This window comes from Sulfurifustis variabilis (genome assembly GCF_002355415.1).
GTDB lineage: Bacteria > Pseudomonadota > Gammaproteobacteria > Acidiferrobacterales > Sulfurifustaceae > Sulfurifustis > Sulfurifustis variabilis.
In genome coordinates this window covers 3,505,743-3,524,902 of the sequence record NZ_AP014936.1, presented here as the reverse complement: position 1 = coordinate 3,524,902, position 19,160 = coordinate 3,505,743, and the positions used below count along the sequence as shown (strand labels likewise).

Sequence of the window (19,160 nt, the reverse complement as noted above, 5' to 3'; positions counted from 1 at the left end):
CGCCGGTCGGGATCGCCGAGACGCGGCTAATAACCCCAGTACGTCTTCAGTATGTTGCTCTGGTTCGCGTACAGCGCGGGAGTGGCCGGATCGAACTTCTCGAAACCGATGCCCTCCAGCATCCGACGGCCGGCGGGCGTCGCGGCGGCGTTCAGAAGCCCGTCGCGTATGCGCTCCTGGATCTCGCGCGCAACGCGCGGCGATGCCGAGAGCGCGATGTGCGGGATGGGCTCGGTGGTGAGCACGACGGCGATGCCGCCCGCCTGGCTCATGCGCTGGCTGACCAGCGGGGTGGGCAGGATCGCCGCCTCGACCTTCTTCGCCACGACCAGGTCCATGCCTTCCTCCGCGCTGGCCACCTCGATGATCACGGGTTGGCGCAACGGATTGGGGAACATGGCGCTGAGCCGGGCGGCGCCGATGCTCGGCGGCCCGAGGGTCGCGATGCGCCGCGCGACCAGCTCCGTCGGATCGAAGACGAGGTGGCTGTCGGGGACGATGAGGCTGTAGCTGACGCTGTCCGGGATCTTCGCGAGGATCGAAAAGCCCATCTTCTGGACGCGATAGTCGGTGAAGTGGGAGGCGTCGAGAACGAGATCGTAGTTGTTGCGCCGGATCACGTCCCAGTAGGCGAGAAAGTTCGGCTGCGTCAGCACCGTGCATGGCCGCCCCGCGAGCCGTTCTATGTATGCGCACAGCGGGCCATAGGCCTCCCGGGTCTTCTCTTCGCTCAGGATGGGTTGGATCAGAAGGACGAACGGCTCCTCGGCGGCACGGACGTCGGGCATCGGTGCGGCCAGAATCGCCGTGAAAGCGGCGGCGCCGAGCAGCGCGGCCGTTTTTCGCCTGATGCGGTTCGGGATGATGCGATGGAGCATGAGGCCTCCTCCTCCCCTTCGGGCGTCCGCGGGATGCAAAAGAACCGGATATCAGTACTTTATGCATAGACCATGCCACGGCTTTCCGTAAGCGCCGCCCGATGACCGGGCCCTCGGCCGGCCGCATAATACGGGCCTCTTCGAACGGCTTGCATGGGAGAAACGCATGGCTCGCACCGAAACCCCGGTCTGTGACTTCGGTCGGCCGGCACCCGACTTCCGGTTGCCCGGCGTGGACGGAAAAACCTACACGCTGGCGGACGTGCGCGGCCCGAACGGGCTGCTCGTGATGTTCATCTGCAACCACTGCCCTTACGTGAAAGCGGTCCGCGACCGGATCATCCGTGACGCGCGCGAGCTGAAGGAGCACGGAATCGGGTCCGTCGCGATCAGCGCGAACGACCCGACCGACTACCCGGAGGACTCGTTCGAGAACATGAAGAAGGTGGCCCAGGAGCTTCGGCTGCCGTTCCCGTACCTCTACGACGAGAGCCAGGAGGTCGCGAAACGCTACGGCGCGGTGTGCACGCCCGACTTCTTCGGTTACAACAAGGATCTGGAGCTGCAGTACCGCGGCCGGCTCGACGAGTCGCGGAAGGAGTCGGTCCCGAACGCGCGCCGCGAACTGTTCGAAGCGATGAAGGGAATCGCTAAAACCGGACAGGGACCGCGCGAGCAGATCCCGAGCATGGGCTGCTCCATCAAGTGGAAAGGCGGGCCGGGCTGAAGCGGCGGCAACCGGCCGTGAGCTCGCCCGGCAATCCGCCCGCCTGGCCGGACCTCGACGAGCTGAGCGAGCTGGTGCGCGCGGCCGCGCGCGAGGAGCTCCTCCCGCGTTTCGCCGACGTGTTGCGCCACATCAAGCACGACGGCAGCGTGGTCACGGCCGCTGACCACGCCATGCAGGACCGGTTGCAGGCGGAGCTGGCCCGGCGTTGGCCCGAGTACGCGTTCCTCGGCGAGGAGATGTCGGGCGCCGACCACGAACGCCTGATACAGGACGGTGCGCCGGGCCTCTGGTGTCTCGATCCGCTCGACGGCACGACGAACTATGCCGCCGGACTGCCTTTCTTCGGCGTCTCGCTCGCCCTGCTCGTGCCCGACGGGCCCGCGCTCGGTCTGGTCTACGATCCCCTGCGCGATGAGTGCTTCGCCGCGCGCCGCGAAGCGGGAGCCAGGCTCAACGGCGCTCCGCTGCGCGCCACGGCTCGCGCGCCGGAGCTGCGCCGATGCGTCGCGGTCGTCGATTTCAAGCGGCTGCCCCGCGAGCTCGCCCGCGAGCTCGGCGCACACCCGCCTTACGGGTCGCAACGCAACTTCGGGGCATGCAGCCTCGAATGGTGCTGGCTCGCGGCCGAGCGATTCCATATATACCTGCACGGCGGGCAGAAGCTGTGGGACTACGCGGCGGGTAGCCTAATTCTAAAGGAGGCGGGCGCACGCGCCGCCACCTTGGCCGACGAGGAGGTCTTCGCCTTCGCCCTGGCGCCACGCTCGGTGGTCGCAGCGGTCGACCCGGAGATCTTCGCGCAATGGCGCACCTGGCTGGCGGCACGCCTCGTGCACGGCGGATAGCCGCCAAGCTGGGTTTATGACCGGATAAGGTTCGTCCGCGGCGCGCTCTATTGCCGGGGACCGGGGCGTGAGCGAGAATACTTCGCCATTTTTCCGGTCTTGCAGCCTGCCGGATCGTCGTCTGGAGGGAGCAGGCGGCGCCGAGCAGACAGAACAATCACGGAGTTTCCGGTTGCGCCCGTTTGGCGATGCCGTTCTTCGCCAAGGGTCTTTTTCAGCTTTACGAGCCCCGCGCCCGCGGCCGGCACTGCGTTCTCAGATTTTGGCGAAAAGAGGATCCTCATTCATGACCGCACACCCCAAAGCCCAGCCGGGTACGAAGACACTCACGCGACGCGAGCTCGCGAACGCGATTCGCGCGCTCTCGATGGACGCGGTGCAGAAGGCCAACTCCGGGCACCCGGGCGCGCCCATGGGCATGGCGGATATCGCGGAGGTGCTCTGGAACGATTTCCTGAAGCACAACCCGGCGAACCCGAAATGGCCGGACCGCGATCGTTTCGTGCTCTCGAACGGACACGGCTCGATGCTGCTCTACAGCCTGCTGCACCTCACGGGCTACGACCTCTCGATCGAGGACCTCAAGAACTTCCGCCAGTGGCACTCCAAGACCCCGGGGCATCCGGAGTACGGCTACGCGCCGGGCATCGAGACGACCACCGGTCCGCTGGGTCAGGGAATCACCAACGCCGTCGGGATGGCGCTCGCCGAGAAGATCCTCGCGGCGCACTTCAACCGCCCGGGCTTCGACATCGTCGATCACTACACCTACGTGTTCCTCGGCGACGGCTGCATGATGGAGGGCATATCGCACGAGGCCTGCTCGCTCGCCGGGCACCTCAAGCTCGGCAAGCTCATCGCGTTCTATGACGACAACGGCATCTCGATCGACGGACACGTGGTCGGCTGGTTTACGGACGACTCGGTCAAGCGCTTCGAGTCCTACGGCTGGCACGTGATCCCCGACGTCGACGGACACAGCGCCGAGGCGGTGAAGAACGCGATCGTCCACGCCCGCTCGGTGACCGACCGCCCGACCCTGATCTGCTGCAAGACCATCATCGGCTTCGGCTCGCCGAACAAGCAGGGCAAGGAGGTATGCCACGGTGCCGCGCTCGGCGCGGACGAGGTGGCGGCGGCGCGAAAGCAGCTGGGCTGGAACTACGACGCCTTCGTCGTGCCGCAGGAGATCTACGACGCCTGGACGGCGCGCGCCAAGGGCGCCGCGGCGGAAAAGGCGTGGAACGACAAGTTCGGGGCCTACAAGAAGCAGTACCCGGAGCTCGCCCTCGACTTCGAGCGGCGGATGAAGGGCGAGCTGCCCGCCCACTGGGGGACGAAGGTCAAGGAGTACGTCGACGCCACGGCGGCCAAGGGCGAGACCATCGCCACGCGCAAGGCCTCGCAGAACGCGCTCAACGCCATCGGTCCGGCGCTCCCCGAGCTGCTCGGCGGCTCGGCGGACCTCGCCGAGTCGAACCTCACCCTGTGGAAGGGCTGCAAGGGCGTCACGCCCGACGACGCGAACGGCAACTACATCTATTACGGCGTGCGCGAGTTCGGCATGACCGCCATGATGAATGGCCTCGCCCTCCACGGCGGGTTCATTCCCTACGGCGGCACATTCCTCGTGTTCTCCGATTATGCGCGCAACGCCGTGCGCATGGCCGCGCTCATGAAAATCCGTTCGATCCTGGTGTACAGCCACGACTCGATCGGCCTCGGCGAGGACGGGCCCACGCACCAGCCCGTCGAGCACGTCGCGAGCCTGCGCTACATCCCGAACATGGCCCTGTGGCGCCCGTGCGACGCGGTCGAGACCGCGGTCGCCTGGAAGGCGGCGGTCGAGCGCAAGGACGGGCCGACCAGCCTCATCCTCACGCGCCAGAACGTGCCCCACCAGAACCGCGACGCGGCGACGCTCGCGAACATCGCCCGCGGCGGGTACGTGCTGTCCGAGGCGCCGAACGGCAAACCCGAGGCGGTGATCATCGCGACCGGCTCCGAGGTCGGCCTCGCGATGGAGGCGCAGAAGGCGCTCGCCGCGAAGGGCAGGAACGTGCGCGTCGTCTCCATGCCGTGCACCTCGGTGTTCGAAGCGCAGGACGCCGCCTACCGGGACTCGGTGCTGCCGACGACGCTGCGCAAGCGCGTGGCGGTGGAGGCGGGCGTGACCGACTACTGGCGCAAGTACGTGGGCCTTGACGGCCGCGTGGTCGGCATCGACCGCTTCGGCGAGTCGGCCCCGGGCGGCGCCGTGATGAAGCAGTTCGGCTTCACCGCGGAAAACGTCGTCAAGACGGTCGAAGAGATTCTGTAGGAATCTGAACCGCCAGAACGCGACGAGGAAATACCGAACGCTCGACCGATGTGAATTCGCGAGGAGGCGCGCGTGGCGCGCACCGCGTTTCGCACATCGAGCGTTTCCCCGGGTCGCTGCGGTGGTTCGCGGTTTTTGAAACTTAACCTTTCGGGAGACGAGAAATGGCAATCAAAGTCGCGATCAACGGCTATGGCCGCATCGGCCGCAACGTGCTGCGCGCTCTTTACGAGGCGGGCCGCAAGGACATCCAGATCGTCGCCGTGAACGATCTCGGCAATGCCGAAACCAACGCGCACCTGACGCGTCTGGACACGGTGCACGGCAAGTTTCCGGGCACGGTCAAGGTCGAGGGCGACAACCTGGTCGTGAACGGCGACAAGATCCGGGTGTGCTCCGAGCGCGACCCGTCGAAGCTCCCGTGGGGCCAGATGGGCGTGGACGTGGTGCTCGAGTGCACCGGCATCTTCCGGACGAAGACCAAGTGCCAGCCGCACCTCGCCGCCGGCGCGAAGAAGGTGATCATCTCCGCCCCGGCCGACAAGAACGAGGCCGACGCGACGATCGTCTACGGCGTCAACCACAAGACGCTCAAGTCCGAGATGACCGTGATCTCCAACGCCTCGTGCACCACGAACTGCCTCGCGCCGCTGGTGAAGCCGCTGCACGAGAAGATCGGCCTGGTGCAGGGCCTGATGACCACGGTGCATTCCTACACCAACGACCAGGTCCTGACCGACGTCTACCACAGCGACCTGTACCGCGCCCGCGCCGCGGCGCACAACATGATCCCGACCAAGACCGGCGCCGCGCAGGCGGTGGGCCTCGTGCTCCCCGAGCTGAACGGCAAGCTCTCCGGCTTCGCCATCCGTGTGCCGACCATCAACGTGTCGGTGGTGGACCTGACCTTCGTCGCCGCACGCGAGACCAACAAGGACGAGGTCAACCAGATCATGAAGGCGGCCGCCGAGGGGGAGCTCAAGGGCATCCTCGCCTACAACGACCAGCCGCTCGTGTCGAGCGACTTCAACCACACGACGGTCTCCTCGACCTACGATGCCACCCAGACCAAGACCATCGGCAATCTGGTGAAGGTGCTCTCCTGGTACGACAACGAGTGGGGCTTCTCGAACCGGATGCTCGACACCACCGTCGCGCTGATGAGCGCGAAGTAGGAAACGACCCCGCCGCCGGGAAGCCAGGGAACGTTTCCCCGGCGCTCCCGGCGGCGGCGGTTCAAGACATCGACAAGGCTTCGAAACATGTCCGTCATCAAGCTGACCGATCTCGACCTCAAGGGTAAGCGGGTGCTGATCCGCGCCGATCTCAACGTGCCGGTGAAGGACGGCAAGGTCACGTCCGACGCCCGCATCACCGCCTCCATGCCCACCTTTCAGCACTGCCTCAAGCAGGGCGCCAGGGTGATGGTGATGAGCCATCTGGGTCGCCCGACCGAGGGCGAGTACAGCGAGGAGAACTCGCTCAAGCCCGTGGCCGAGGACCTCGCGAAGAAGCTCGGCAGGCCGGTCAGGCTCGTGAAGGACTGGGTGGGCGGCGGCTTCGACGTCGCGCCCGGCGAGCTCGTGCTGCTCGAGAACGTCCGTTTCAACAGGGGCGAGAAGAAGAACGTCGACGAGACCGCGAAGAAGTACGCCGCGCTCTGCGACGTGTTCGTGATGGATGCGTTCGGCACGGCGCACCGCGCGGAGGCCTCGACGCACGGCGTGGCGAAGTTCGCCCCGGTCGCCTGCGCCGGCATCCTGCTGACCGAGGAGCTCGACGCCCTGACCAAGGCGCTGCTCGATCCCAAGCGCCCCATGGTGGCGATCGTCGGAGGCTCCAAGGTCTCGACCAAGCTCACCGTGCTCGAGTCACTGTCGGAGAAGGTCGACCAGCTCGTCGTCGGCGGCGGCATCGCCAACACCTTCCTGGCCGCGGCCGGAAAGGGAATCGGCAAATCGCTCTCCGAACCCGACCTGGTCCCGACCGCGCGGGCGCTGATGGAGAAGATGACCAGGCGCGGCGCGCGCATTCCGATCGCCGTAGACGTCGTGGTCGGCAAGAAGTTCGACGCCGGTGAACCGGCCACGCTCAAGGACGCCGGCGGCGTGGCCGACGACGACATGATCTTCGACATCGGCCCGAAGAGCGCGCAGGAGCTCGCCGATATCATCATGAAGGCCGGGACCGTCGTATGGAACGGACCGGTCGGCGTCTTCGAGTTCGACCAGTTCGGCGCGGGCACGAAAAAGATCGCCGAGGCGATCGCCGCGACAAGCGCCTTTACGCTGGCGGGCGGGGGCGACACGATCGCCGCCATCCAGAAGTACGGCATCTACGACAAGGTTTCCTACATCTCCACGGCGGGCGGCGCGTTCCTCGAATTTCTCGAGGGCAAGACGCTCCCGGCCGTGGCGATGCTCGAAGAGCGGGCGAAAAAGTAGGGCGGCCGGGCGGCGGAAGAAACTTTGGTGCGGTCCGATCCACTATACTCGCCCGAGGCGATCCCCGCCTCGCGACCCGTCATGTTCCGACGCACGAAAATCGTCGCCACCCTCGGGCCGGCGACCGACGACCCCAAGGTCCTCGACAAGCTGATCGAGGCCGGCGTCGACGTCGTGCGCCTCAATTTCTCCCACGGCCTGGCCCATGTCCACGCGCATCGCGCGGAGGCGGCGCGCGAGCGCGCGCAGGCCCACGGGCGCCACGTCGGCGTGCTCGTCGATCTGCAGGGCCCGAAAATCCGCATCGGGAAGTTCCGGGAAGGCGCGGTCACGCTGCAGGAGGGGGAGCGCTTCGTCCTCGACGCCGACCTTCCGCTCGACGCCGGCAGCGTCGAACGCGTGGGCGTGACCTACAAGGCCCTCCCGCACGACGTCGAGCGCGGCGCGACGCTGCTCCTCGACGACGGCCGCATCGTGCTCTGGGTCGACCAGGTCGAGGGCAACGAGATCGTCTGCCGCGTCGTGGTCGGCGGCGAGCTCTCGGACAGCAAGGGCATCAACCGCCAGGGCGGCGGCCTGTCGGCCGGCGCGCTCACGGAGAAGGACCGGGAGGACATCAGGACGGCGGCCGCGATCGGCGCCGACTACCTCGCCGTCTCGTTCCCGCGCAGCGCCGCGGACATCAACGAGGCCCGCGAGCTGCTGCGCGCGGCCGGTGGGCACGGCGGGATCGTCGCCAAGATCGAGCGCGCCGAGGCCGTGACGGCCATCGAGGAGATCACCCGGGCATCCGACGTCGTCATGATCGCCCGCGGTGACCTGGCCGTGGAGATCGGCGATGCCGACGTGCCGCCGATCCAGAAGCGTATCATCAAGCTCGCGCGCCGGATGAACAAGGTCGTCATCACCGCGACGCAGATGATGGAGTCGATGATCGAGAACCCGGTGCCGACCCGCGCCGAGGTCTCCGACGTCGCCAACGCCGTGCTCGACGGGACCGACGCCGTCATGCTTTCGGCCGAGACCGCGAGCGGCAGACATCCGGTGGCGGCGGTCGTCGCGATGGATCGTGTGTGCCGCGTCGCCGAACGTCAGGAGGAGGCGCTGCAGTCGCGCCACCGGCGCGACGCCATGTTCGAACGCGTCGACGAGGCGATCGCCATGGCGGTGATGTACGTCGCGAACCACCTGCCCGTGAAGGCGATCGCGGCGCTGACCGAATCCGGCTCGACGGCGCTGTGGCTGTCCCGGATCAGCTCCGGCGTGCCGATCTATGCCCTGACGCCGCACACGGCGACGCGGCGCAAGGTGACGCTCTACCGCGGCGTCTACCCGGTGGCGTTCTCGCAGAGCAGCACCGAGCCCGCGGTCGTGATGAAGGAGGCGATCGACGAACTGCGGCGCCGCGGCGCCGTGCGCGACGACGACCTCGTGATCTTCACCATCGGCGAGCCGATGTCGAAGCCGGGCGGCACCAACACCATGAAGATCATCCGCGTCGTCGACCTGCACGAAGAGAGCGCAAGCGGCTGACGCCGAATGTTGAATGCTTAATGCTGAATGTTGAATTGATGAGCGCGCAAAGCGCACACCGCCATTCAACATTCAAAATTCAACATTAAGGATTACGGCTGCTATCACGCCGCTTCGCGCTCCATCTGCACGTTGTAGCTGCCGGTCGCGGCCGCACCGTTCATCCGGGCGCGGTGGTAAAGCAGCTTCTGGGCGGCGGCGGCATTCGCCGGGTTGGCGCGCCAGTGCTCCATGACCGGTTGCTGGAGGGCACGCGAGTACGAGAAGGTGAGCGGCCAGGGCAGGTTCTTGTGCCTGGCGTTCATCGCGTTGAGGTGAGCGGTCGCTTCCTCGTTCCCCTGACCGCCGGAGAGGAACGCCACGCCGGCGACGGTCGCCGGCACCGTGTTGAGCAGGCAGCGCAGGGTCGCGTCAGCCACCTCCTCGACGCCGGCGCGCTTCGGCGCCTCGAGCCCGGAGATGACCATGCTGGCCTTGAGGACCATTCCTTCGAAGGCGACGCGATGTCCCGCGAGTTCCCGAAAGACGGCCCGCAGCGTCTGCAGACTCACGTCGTAGCACCGTTCGAGCGTGTGGCTGCCGTCGATGAGCACCTCCGGCTCCACGATCGGGACGAGGCTCGCTTCCTGGCACAGGGCGGCGTAGCGCGCGAGCGCGTGCGCGTTCGAGTCGATGCACGTCGGGGTCGGGATGTCGGGCCCGATCGTGATGACCGCGCGCCACTTGGCGAAGCGCGCGCCCATGCCCTTGTACTCGATAAGGCGCTCGCGCAGCGCATCGAGCCCCTCCGTCACCTTTTCTCCCGGGAAACCGGCCAGGTTCTTGGCGCCCTTGTCGACCTTGATCCCCGGGATGATGCCGCGGTCGGCCATGTACTTCGGGAAGGGGGTCCCGTCGCTCGTCGACTGCCGGATCGTCTCGTCGTACAGGATCGCGCCGCTGATGAAGCTGCCCAGACCGGGGGTCGAAACGAGCAGCTCGCGGTAGGTACGGCGGTTGTCGACCGTGTCCTCGATGCCGACCTTCTTGAAGCGCTTGGCGATGGTCGGACTGCTTTCGTCCATGGCGAGCAGACCCTTTCCCCGGGCCACCATGGCCCGGGCGGTTGCCTGCAGTTCGGCGATGTTCATCTCTTCGGCCCTCCTGTCGCGTGCCCAATCCGTTGCGGGAAGAGAAAACCGCTGATCCGGGCGCAACCCGGCGGCGTGCGGCGCGTTTCTTGACAAGCGGACGGAGGTTGATAGGCTATCGCCGCCTTTTCGAGCCTCGCGTCGCGCGCACTGCGGCGAATCAGCGCAGGGATCAGTATAACAAGCCGACGTACATCCCCGGGCCTCGGAACCCGATTTCGAAAAAATGCCTTAACAGAGGTAGGAGAATAGTCATGGCTTTAGCGACCTTGCGCCAAGTCCTGGACCACGCCGCCGAGCACGGCTACGGAGTCCCGGCGTTCAACGTGAACAACCTCGAGCAGATGCGCGCCATCATGGAGGCCGCGCACGAAACCGACAGCCCGGTGATCGTCCAGGCCTCGGCCGGGGCACGCAAGTACGCGGGCGCGCCGTTCCTGCGCCACCTGATCCTGGCCGCAGTCGAGGAATGGCCGCATATCCCGGTCGTGATGCATCAGGACCACGGCGCCTCCCCGGCGGTGTGCCAGCGCTCCATCCAGCTCGGCTTCTCGTCCGTCATGATGGACGGCTCGCTGAAGGAGGACATGAAGACGCCGGCGACCTACGAGTACAACGTCGACGTGACGAAGCGGGTCGTCGACATGGCGCACGCCTGCGGCGTCTCGGTGGAGGGCGAGCTGGGTTGCCTGGGCAGCCTCGAGACCGGCATGGCGGGCGAGGAGGACGGCTCCGGCGCCGAGGGCAAGCTCGACCACTCGCAGCTCCTCACCGATCCCGACCAGGCCGCCGACTTCGTGAAGAAGACCAAGGTCGACGCGCTCGCCATCGCGATCGGCACGAGCCACGGGGCCTACAAGTTCACGCGGCCGCCCACGGGCGACATCCTCGCCATCGAGCGCATCAAGCAGATCCACAAGCGCATCCCGAACACCCACCTCGTGATGCACGGCTCGAGCTCGGTGCCGCAGGACTGGCTCAAGATCATCAACTCCTACGGCGGCGACATGGGCCAGACCTACGGCGTGCCGGTAGAGGAGATCGTGCAGGGCATCAAGCACGGCGTGCGCAAGGTGAACATCGATACCGATCTGCGCATGGCTTCCACCGGTGCGGTCCGCAAGTTCCTGGCGGAGAACAAGAAGGAGTTCGATCCGCGCAAGTGGCTGACGGCGGCCACGAAGGGCATGAAGGAAATCTGCAAGGCGCGTTACGAGGCCTTCGGTTGCGCCGGCAAGGCGAGCAAGATCAAGGTGATCTCGCTCGAGGAGATGACCAAGCGCTACGACAAGGGCGAGCTCGACCCCAAGGTGAACTGAAGTTCTCACCCGCTCTCCCTCTCCCGCGCAGCGGGAAAGGGATGGGGGCGAGGGGTCATCAAAGGGGCGGGCAACCGCCCCTTTGCTTTTTCTTGCTGCCGGATTGGTTACACTCGACGTCGATGATCCCCGAGCGCTATCCCTGTCCCTGCTGCGGGTACCGCGTGTTCGAGCGTCAGCCCGGCAGCAACGCGGTGTGTCCCATCTGCCTCTGGGAGGACGACCTTGCGCAGCTGCGTTTTCCGCGGCTCCCCGGTAGCGCGAACCACGTTTCGCTGGAACAGGCCCAGCACAACTACGCCGATCTCGGGGTTGCGGAGCGGCGGAACGCGGGTCTCGGCCGCGTTCCCGTCGAGGGCGAGCGCCGCGAGGCCGGCTGGCGCCCGCTCGATCCCGCTCACGACAACGTCGAGGAGCCGCAGTCCGGCGTGGACTACGGCGACACGTACCCTCTGGCGGATACCACGGTGCTCTACTACTGGCGGTCGACGTACTGGCGGCGTCTGGCGAGTTAGCCTGCGTTTCGGGCGCCGCCGCGGCGGCAGCGACAGCCGCTCGGCTCACCTGCCCGAGAGACCGTGACATCCGGAATCCGTCCGATGGGGGCGGCGCCTGCCCGTCTTGGCGTCGCCTCGCGCAGTGAATCGCGCGCAGGCAGGAGACCGCCGTGACCCGGACGCGGCGGTTTTCTAGGCAGCCCGTACTAGATCCAACGTCTTATTCCGGTCACCCGCCCGATCGGCGTAGGCTGCGCCTCGCCGGTTGTCGAACGCCGGGTTGCGTTGCCCGTTCCATCTGGAAATACCAAAAGGGGGATTTCATGGGATTCGTGACGTCCACGTGGCCCGGTGCTCCCGCGCCGGGTTTCACGGTCCGCACCGTCTTTGCCTACAACGCGCCGCGGGGATCCAGAAGCTCGCGCGCCATCTCAGGCGAGAGCCATGGCGGGTCGCGGTGCTGGAGATACATGGCGCGATCGCTGCTGTTCATGACGCTCGGCGCCGTGCTGATCGGCTGTGCCGGATCGCACGCCGCGGAGCCGAAACAGACGCTGGCACCGAGCGGCGCGCTCCGCGTGGGACTGTACCGCGGCGGCCCCACTTCCGTGATCCCCGGCGCCACGCCGGAGGAAACGAAAGGAGTGGGATACGATCTCGGCAAGGAGCTCGCGCGGCGCCTTGGCGCCCGGTTCGAGCCGGCGGTGTATGCCTCCCCCGGCGCGCTGATCGCCGCCGGGAAGTCCGGGGAGTGGGATGTCGCTTTCCTGGCGGTCGACGCCGAGCGCGAAAAGATCCTCTCCTTCACCGCGCCGTTCCTGTTCGTGGAGCACGGCTATCTGGTTCCCGCCGGCTCATCCATCATGAAGATGGAGGAGATCGACCGCCCGGGGACGCGCGTCGGCGCGCCGCAAGGGGGATCCATCAACGCGGTGCTGAAGCGCGTGCTACGGAGCGCGACGGTGATGAACAGCGCCGGCCTGGCCGGCGGCGTCGAGATGATGAAGGCGGGAAAGGTCGACGCGTTCGCGGCGAACAAGGCCAACCTGTACCAGATGTCCGACAAGCTGCCCGGCTCCCGGGTGCTTCCCGGACACCTCGATCTGGATCGCATCGCCATCGCCATTCCTAAGGGTCGCGAAGCAGGCCTGGACTATCTGACCGCGTTCATCCGGAGCGCGAAAGCCGAAGGCCGCGTGCAGGCGGCGATGACGCGCGCCGGACTCCGGGGCGCCAGGGAGTAGGCGGCCCGAGGAGCCTTGACCCGAGCAGGAATCACGACGAGGACATACGCATGGCAACGCGCTACGACATCGCGCACGGTCTGTCCGCTCTCGCGCTCGCCGCGCTCTTCCCCGCGATGGCGATGCTTTCGTCGCCGACGGCGGCGGCCGGCAGGTTGCCGCGCATCGGTTTCATCGCGTTCGAACCAGGCGGGTGCGGCAATCCCGCGTTTCACAGGGGCCTGCGCGAGCTCGGCTACGTGGACGGGGAGAACATGGTGTTCGAGTGCCGGCATGCCGAGGGCAAGTTCGAGGGGCTCGACGCGGCGGTCGCGGAGCTGGTACGCGCGAAACCCGACGTCATCGTGGCATTCGGTCATGCGCCGACGCGTGCCGTTCAGCGTGCGACCAAGGACATACCGATCGTGATGATCGCCAGCGGGGAGCCGGTGGAGCTGGGCTTCGCGCAGAGCCTGGCCCGGCCGGGGGGCAACATGACGGGCGTGAGCTACTACAACACCGAGCTCAACATCAAACGGCTCGAGCTGCTCAAGACCGTAGTGCCGAACTTCAAGCGTCTTGCCGTGCTGGTGCATGCCGGTGTTCCCGAAGACCTGGCGAGCGCCTACATTCGGGACGCCGAGGCGGCCGCCGGGGCTCTCCGATTCGACGCGAAGGTCGTCAAGTTCAAGACGCTCGAAGACCTGGATCGGGCCTTCGAGGAGATGGGCCGGTTCAAGGCGGATGGTGTGTACGTCGCCCCGATGCGTGAGGTCGCCGCCGAGACCCGGCGCCTGGTCGAGCTGTCGAAACGGCATCACCTGCCCGTCGTCCACTTTCGCAAGCCCTTCCCGAAGGCGGGAGGGCTGATGAGCTACGGGGTCGACTACGCGACGCTTTATCATCGCACGGCGATGTATGTCGACAGGATCCTCAAAGGGGCGAACCCGGCCGAGCTTCCCATCGAGCAGCCGGCGACGCTGGAGTTCGTCATCAATCTCAGAGCCGCCGACGAGCTCGGACTGACAATTCCGCAGGGCCTGCTCCTTCGAGCCGACGAGCTGATCCAATGAGGATGGCTCGATGCACCGGCGGCAACACGATACGAACGCGTCAAGCTGACGGTCCGGCCTCCGACTGAAACCCGGCTTGCCTCGGGTTGAACACCGCGTGCAGGACTCCTGCTGCGACGAAGCGCATCGGACGACCCGCGGGCGTGAATAAAACTCCCGCCAGGCGGTAGGATGAGCGGAATCGGCCAGGGGCGAAAGCGCGCATGGCGACGTGGCACGGTCTCGGCGGGCGGCTGCACCGCAAGTACGCGGTCTACTTCGTCGCGCTCGTCACCCTCGCGCTGCTCGCGAGCGGGCTCAGCGGTATGTACTTCTCCCACCGCGACAACGTCGCCACGCTGGTCACGCTACAGCGCGAGAAGGCGGCCGCGGCCGCCTACAAGATCGAGCAATACGTGAAGGAAATCGAGCGCCAGGTGGGCTGGACGAGCCTGCCTCGGGTCGTGACCGGACCCTCGCCGCTCGAGCAGCGGCGTCTCGATTACCTGCGGCTCCTGCGCCAGGCCCCGGCCATCACCGAAATCGCCCTGATCGATCCCTCCGGGCAGGAACGGCTGCTCGTCTCGCGACTTGCGATGGACTCGATCGAGAGCGGCAAGGACCGCTCGCGGCTCCCCGCATTTCGCGAGGCGGAAAGGGATCGAACCTACTTCGGGCCCGTCTACTTCCGAAAGGAGACCGAGCCGTACATGACGGTCGCGATGGTCGACGACGCGGGCGTGACCGTCGCCGAGGTCAACCTCAAGTTCATGTGGGACGTGGTTTCCGGAATCCGCGCGGGACGGACCGGGTACGCCTATGTCGTCGGGCCCGGAGGCCGCCTGATCTCGCATCCGGACATCAGTCTCGTGCTCAAGAAGACGGACCTCGGCTCCTTGCGGCAGGTGCGGGCGGCGCTGTCCGCAGGGAATCCGGTCACCGAGCGGCCGGACCTCCACGTCGCCGAGAACCGGGGCGGGCAACCGGTCCTCGTCGCGCACGCGCCGATCCCGTCCCTCGGCTGGGCGGTGCTCGTGGAACAGCCGCTGACCGAGGCCCTCGCGCCGCTGTACGGCTCCATGCTCCGCACCGCCTTGCTGCTGCTTGCCGGCCTCGTTCTTGCGGCGGGGGCATCCTTCGTCCTGGCGCGGCGGATGGTCGAACCGATCAGGGCGTTGCAGGCGGGCGCGGACCGCATCGGCGCCGGCAGGCTCGATCACCGCATCGAAGTACACACGGGCGACGAGCTGGAGGACCTCGCTACCCAGTTCAACCGGATGGCGGACCAGCTGCGCGAGTCCTACGCGCATCTCGAACGCAAGGTCGAGGAGCGCACGGAGCAGCTCGCCCGGGCCAATGAGGCCAAGTCCCGTTTCCTCGCGGCCGCGAGCCACGACCTGCGCCAGCCGATGCACGCACTCGGTCTCTTCGTCGCGCAACTGCGCGACACCGCGCGCTCGCCGGACACGCTCGAGCTGGTCGAGCAGGCGCAGTCCGCGGTGTCCGCCCTCCGGCAACTGCTCGATGCGATCCTCGACGTCTCGAAGCTCGATGCCGGCGTGCTCAGGCCGTCGCGGACGGAATTCGCGATCGGCAGCCTGTTCGATCGCCTGCGGGCGAGCTTCGCGCCCGAGTTCGCGCGCAAGGGCCTCCGGCTGCGCGTGGCGCCTTGCCGGCTGTCGGTGCGCAGCGACCCGGTGCTGCTCGAGCGGATTCTGCTGAATCTCGTCAGCAACGCGCTCCGCTACACCGAGCGCGGCGGCGTGCTGCTCGGCTGTCGGCGCTCGGGCGCGCAGGTGCGGATCGAGGTCTGGGACAGTGGCGTCGGCATCCCGCGGGACAAGCGCCGTGAGATTTTCCGGGAGTTCGTGCAGCTGGGAAACCCGGAGCGCGACCGCGGCAAGGGTCTGGGGCTCGGGCTCGCGATCGTCGATCGTCTCGTGCGGCTGCTCGGCCATCGCCTCGAGCTCCGTTCCGAGCCCGGGCGAGGGTCGGTGTTCGCCGTTACGGTCGAGCGCGGCGCGGCCGTGCGGACGGCAGCGCCCGTCCCGGCGCCGGCGTGCGCTTCGGATCGGTTGGGGGGTGCGCTGGTGATGATCGTGGACGACGACATGCTCGTGCGCGCGGCGATGACCGGTCTGCTTTCCCGCTGGGGTTGCCACGTCATCGTCGCCGGCGGCAGCGACGAGGCGGTCGAGCGGCTGGCGCGCTCCGAGCGTTTTCCCGACGTCATCGTATGCGATTACCGCTTGCCGGGAACCGAGAGCGGCATCGGATTGGTCCAGCGGCTGCGCGTTCTGTCCGGGCTCGAGATTCCGGCGGTGATCGTGACCGGGGACACCGCCCCCGAGCGGTTGAAGGAGGCGCTCGCCAGCGGCTTCGCGATTCTGCACAAGCCGGTGCAGCCGGAGAGGTTGCGCGACGCGCTCCACATCCTGCTCGCCGGCGACGTCACGCCCGGGGCGCCGCGTGCCGCCGCGCCGTCCGTCTAGCAGTTTGTTGAAAAACGCCATCCTTGGCGTTTTTCAACTCGCTCGCCGCGGCGCATGTCCGCGGCTCGCTAGTCGAACCGCAGCCCCAGCCGCGTCGCGGCGATCAGGGCCTGCGTGCGGCTCGTGACCTTGAAGGCCTTGAGGATCGCCGAAACGTGGATCTTCACCGTCGCCTCCGCCAGGTCGAGCTGCCGGCCGATGACCTTGTTCGACTTGCCCTGGACGATCAGGGCGAGCACCTCGAGCTGGCGCTCCGTGAGACCGAGCTCCGCTCGCATTTGCGCGGCCGGCCGCGCCTGGGCCGGGCCGGGCGCGGTCGAGCGCGCGTGCTCGAGGATCTCGGGAGGGAGGTAGACACCGCCGCACAGCACGAGCCGCAAGGCGTTCACCAGGACCTCGTTCGACGAGGACTTGGGAATGAAACCGGCCGCGCCCCGGTCGATCGCCTCCAGCACTGTCTGGCGGTCGTCGGCCGCGGAGAGCGCGACCACCGGGATTCCGGCGTGGCTGTCACGCAGTTCCGACAGCGCTTCCAGCCCGCTGATGCCCGGCAAGTGCAGGTCGAGCAGGATGAGGTCGAGGTCCGGGTGCTCCGCCAGCACTTTCCCCGCGCTCGGCCAGTCGGGCGCGTCCAGCACGAGGCCGGCATCGTCCAGCTGGCGCAACACCCCGGGCAGTGCCTGCCGGATCAAGGGGTGATCATCGACAACCAGGATCTTCAATCGCGCTTCTCGCTCCGCCATGCTGTAAACCTCCCCGTGCCTGCGGCCCCGCGTTCTAGTTCTTCCGGCTTATATAACCGAGTCCTTCCGGACTCTCCACCTTTCCGATCACGCCTTCGCCTGCACCGATTGTAGCGAGGGCCCGCCGACCGGTCCGACCTTCGTGCTAGTTCACGCGTCGGATTCTTCGAGTGAGAACGTCGGCGAATAATGCGGCCTGTCGCTTCCATCAGCCACGCAACGGAGGAGGCCTGTCCTGCTGAGGCGCGCTCAATCGAAGTCGCCCTTTCGGTCTCAGGTCGGGGTACTCGCCGGTTCCGGCGCAGGATGCCGGGGCGGACATTCGACACCGCGCACCGACACGCATGCGAAAACCTGAACGGGAGGAAGAACACGCTCATGAAATCACAAATCGAACACGATCGATCGGCCGTGGGAGGCCCGGCGCGGGCAGGTTGCCTTGTTCTCCTGCTGCTGGCTCTCGCGGCGTGCGGCGGGGGCGGTGGAGGCGGGGATGCGGGAGGCGGCGCGGATACCGGGCCGACGTTCCGCTATTTCATAGGCAACGATGGCGCCAGCGGCTGGGAGCTGTGGAAAACCGACGGCACCGAGGCGGGCACGGTGCGGGTCAAGGACATCAATCCCGGCGGAGGAGATTCCTGGCCCGTTTACTTCACAGCCTTGAACGGCGAGACCTATTTCCTTGCCAACGACGGCGCCACCGGCGCGGAACTGTGGAAAACCGACGGTACCGAGGCGGGCACGGCCCGGGTCAAGGACATCAACCCCGGCGGGAGCTCATCGCCGTACGGCTTTACGTCCTTCAACGGCGCGCTCTATTTCAGTGCCAACGACGGCGTCACCGGCGCTGAACTGTGGAAGACCGACGGCACCGGAGCCGGCACGGTGCGGGTCAAGGACATCGACCCGGGCGTGGGAAGTTCCTATCCCTCCTACTTTACGTCCTTCAACGGCGCGCTCTATTTCACTGCCAACGACGGCGTCACCGGCGCGGAACTCTGGAAGACCGACGGCACCGAAGCCGGTACGGTGCGGGTCAAGGACATCAACCTCGGTGGGCACGCCTCGCTCTACGGCTTTACGGCCTTCAACGGCGCGCTCTACTTCACTGCCAACGACGGCGTCGACGGTGTGGAACTGTGGAAGACCGACGGCACCGAAGCCGGCACGGTGCGGGTCAAGGACATATTCCCTGGCCTGGGAGATTCCCGGCCCTACGACATTACAGTCCTCAACGGCACGCTCTATTTCAGTGCTGAGGACGGCGTCAGCGGCAGGGAGTTATGGCAGACAGACGGGACCGAAGCCGGCACGGTGCGGGTAATGGACATCAACCCCGGCGTGATGGGTTCCTATCCCTCCTACTTGACGGCCTTCAGCGGCGCGCTCTATTTCCGTGCTAACGACGGCACCAGCGGCTACGAGCTCTGGAAGACCGACGGCACCGAGGTGGGCACGGTGCCGGTCAAGGACATCTACCCCGGCGGGAGTTCCTCGCCGCACGGCTTTACGGCCTTCAGCGGGGCGCTGTATTTCACTGCCGCCGATGGCGTCACCGGCGCCGAGCTCTGGAAGACCGACGGCACCGAAGCCGGTACGGTGCAGGTCAAGGACATCTACCCCGGTGGGGAATCCTGGCCCGACGACTTTACGGCCTTCAACGGCGCGCTCTATTTCTTTGCCGACGATGGCTCAAGCGGCAGGGAGTGGTGGCGGACCGACGGCACCGAGGCCGGCACCGTGCTGCTGAAAGACATCTGTCCCGGAGCGTGCGAGGGCGTGGAAGATTGACGGAAAGCGGCCAGGCAGGATCGTTCAGCGAAAGCCCTTTCGCCCAGCCCGCGGGCGACCGCCTGCTCCATCTGCCGGCATGGCCGAGCGGCGCAAGAGCGGGCTGGGCGGGTTCCACGAGAAGAGACGCCGAGAGGCTGACCGGCGTCCCCTTGACCCAAGT

The 19,160-nt window shown here is 66.9% G+C and carries 15 protein-coding genes; 12 read left to right on the top strand and 3 right to left on the bottom strand.

All coding sequences use genetic code 11. The annotated features are described in order from the left end of the window. Window positions 1-26: 26 nt before the first annotated feature. The gene (locus SVA_RS17130; protein ID WP_096462365.1) at window positions 27-878 is read right to left on the bottom strand and encodes a phosphate/phosphite/phosphonate ABC transporter substrate-binding protein; all 852 of its coding nucleotides are present in this window, start codon (window positions 876-878) and stop codon (window positions 27-29) included. Window positions 879-1,044: 166 nt separating this feature from the next. Between SVA_RS17130 and SVA_RS17125 the strand changes: the two genes are divergently transcribed. The 6 genes from SVA_RS17125 to pyk all read left to right on the top strand — a co-directional run bounded on the left by SVA_RS17125 (window position 1,045) and on the right by pyk (window position 8,750). Beyond that, window positions 1,045-1,605 carry a thioredoxin family protein gene (locus SVA_RS17125; RefSeq protein ID WP_096462364.1) on the top strand — a complete coding sequence of 187 codons (561 nt, stop codon included), beginning with the start codon at window positions 1,045-1,047 and terminating at the stop codon, window positions 1,603-1,605. A gap of 17 nt (window positions 1,606-1,622) precedes the next feature. Next, window positions 1,623-2,453: an inositol monophosphatase family protein gene (locus SVA_RS17120; protein WP_096463013.1), complete on the top strand. Its 831-nt coding sequence runs from the start codon at window positions 1,623-1,625 to the stop codon at window positions 2,451-2,453. Between the two features lie 286 nt (window positions 2,454-2,739). Further along, window positions 2,740-4,773 (top strand): transketolase, encoded by a 2,034-nt coding sequence (tkt, locus tag SVA_RS17115; protein WP_096462363.1) that lies wholly within the window; start codon window positions 2,740-2,742, stop codon window positions 4,771-4,773. A gap of 164 nt (window positions 4,774-4,937) precedes the next feature. Further along, window positions 4,938-5,948: a type I glyceraldehyde-3-phosphate dehydrogenase gene (gene gap / locus SVA_RS17110; protein ID WP_096462362.1), complete on the top strand. Its 1,011-nt coding sequence runs from the start codon at window positions 4,938-4,940 to the stop codon at window positions 5,946-5,948. A gap of 87 nt (window positions 5,949-6,035) precedes the next feature. Further along, a complete protein-coding gene (locus tag SVA_RS17105) occupies window positions 6,036-7,217 on the top strand; it encodes a phosphoglycerate kinase (protein ID WP_096462361.1) in 1,182 nt (393 codons plus the stop codon). An 81-nt stretch (window positions 7,218-7,298) separates the two neighbouring features. Then, window positions 7,299-8,750 carry a pyruvate kinase gene (gene pyk / locus SVA_RS17100; RefSeq protein WP_096462360.1) on the top strand — a complete coding sequence of 484 codons (1,452 nt, stop codon included), beginning with the start codon at window positions 7,299-7,301 and terminating at the stop codon, window positions 8,748-8,750. 104 nt (window positions 8,751-8,854) lie between these two features. Here the strand turns inward: pyk and SVA_RS17095 are convergent, their stop codons facing one another. Next, window positions 8,855-9,880: a class I fructose-bisphosphate aldolase gene (locus SVA_RS17095; protein ID WP_096462359.1), complete on the bottom strand. Its 1,026-nt coding sequence runs from the start codon at window positions 9,878-9,880 to the stop codon at window positions 8,855-8,857. Between the two features lie 254 nt (window positions 9,881-10,134). Between SVA_RS17095 and fba the strand changes: the two genes are divergently transcribed. The 5 genes from fba (at window position 10,135) to SVA_RS17070 (ending at window position 16,463) form a co-directional block, all read left to right on the top strand. Next, a complete protein-coding gene (gene fba, locus SVA_RS17090; protein WP_096462358.1) occupies window positions 10,135-11,199 on the top strand; it encodes a class II fructose-bisphosphate aldolase in 1,065 nt (354 codons plus the stop codon). Window positions 11,200-11,321: 122 nt separating this feature from the next. Further along, window positions 11,322-11,714 (top strand): CPCC family cysteine-rich protein, encoded by a 393-nt coding sequence (locus SVA_RS17085; protein WP_096462357.1) that lies wholly within the window; start codon window positions 11,322-11,324, stop codon window positions 11,712-11,714. Window positions 11,715-12,166: 452 nt separating this feature from the next. Further along, window positions 12,167-12,940 (top strand): transporter substrate-binding domain-containing protein, encoded by a 774-nt coding sequence (locus SVA_RS17080; RefSeq protein WP_096462356.1) that lies wholly within the window; start codon window positions 12,167-12,169, stop codon window positions 12,938-12,940. 50 nt (window positions 12,941-12,990) lie between these two features. After that, complete coding sequence (locus tag SVA_RS17075) at window positions 12,991-13,992, top strand: ABC transporter substrate-binding protein (protein ID WP_096462355.1); 1,002 nt, start codon at window positions 12,991-12,993, stop codon at window positions 13,990-13,992. Window positions 13,993-14,195: 203 nt separating this feature from the next. Continuing rightward, window positions 14,196-16,463 (top strand): hybrid sensor histidine kinase/response regulator, encoded by a 2,268-nt coding sequence (locus tag SVA_RS17070; RefSeq protein WP_096462354.1) that lies wholly within the window; start codon window positions 14,196-14,198, stop codon window positions 16,461-16,463. Between the two features lie 68 nt (window positions 16,464-16,531). On the opposite strand, the gene SVA_RS17065 is transcribed toward SVA_RS17070, so the two are convergent. Continuing rightward, window positions 16,532-17,206: a response regulator gene (locus SVA_RS17065; protein WP_197703267.1), complete on the bottom strand. Its 675-nt coding sequence runs from the start codon at window positions 17,204-17,206 to the stop codon at window positions 16,532-16,534. A 378-nt stretch (window positions 17,207-17,584) separates the two neighbouring features. Between SVA_RS17065 and SVA_RS17060 the strand changes: the two genes are divergently transcribed. Then, the gene (locus SVA_RS17060; RefSeq protein ID WP_096463012.1) at window positions 17,585-18,997 is read left to right on the top strand and encodes an ELWxxDGT repeat protein; all 1,413 of its coding nucleotides are present in this window, start codon (window positions 17,585-17,587) and stop codon (window positions 18,995-18,997) included. The last annotated feature ends 163 nt before the right edge of the window (window positions 18,998-19,160 follow it).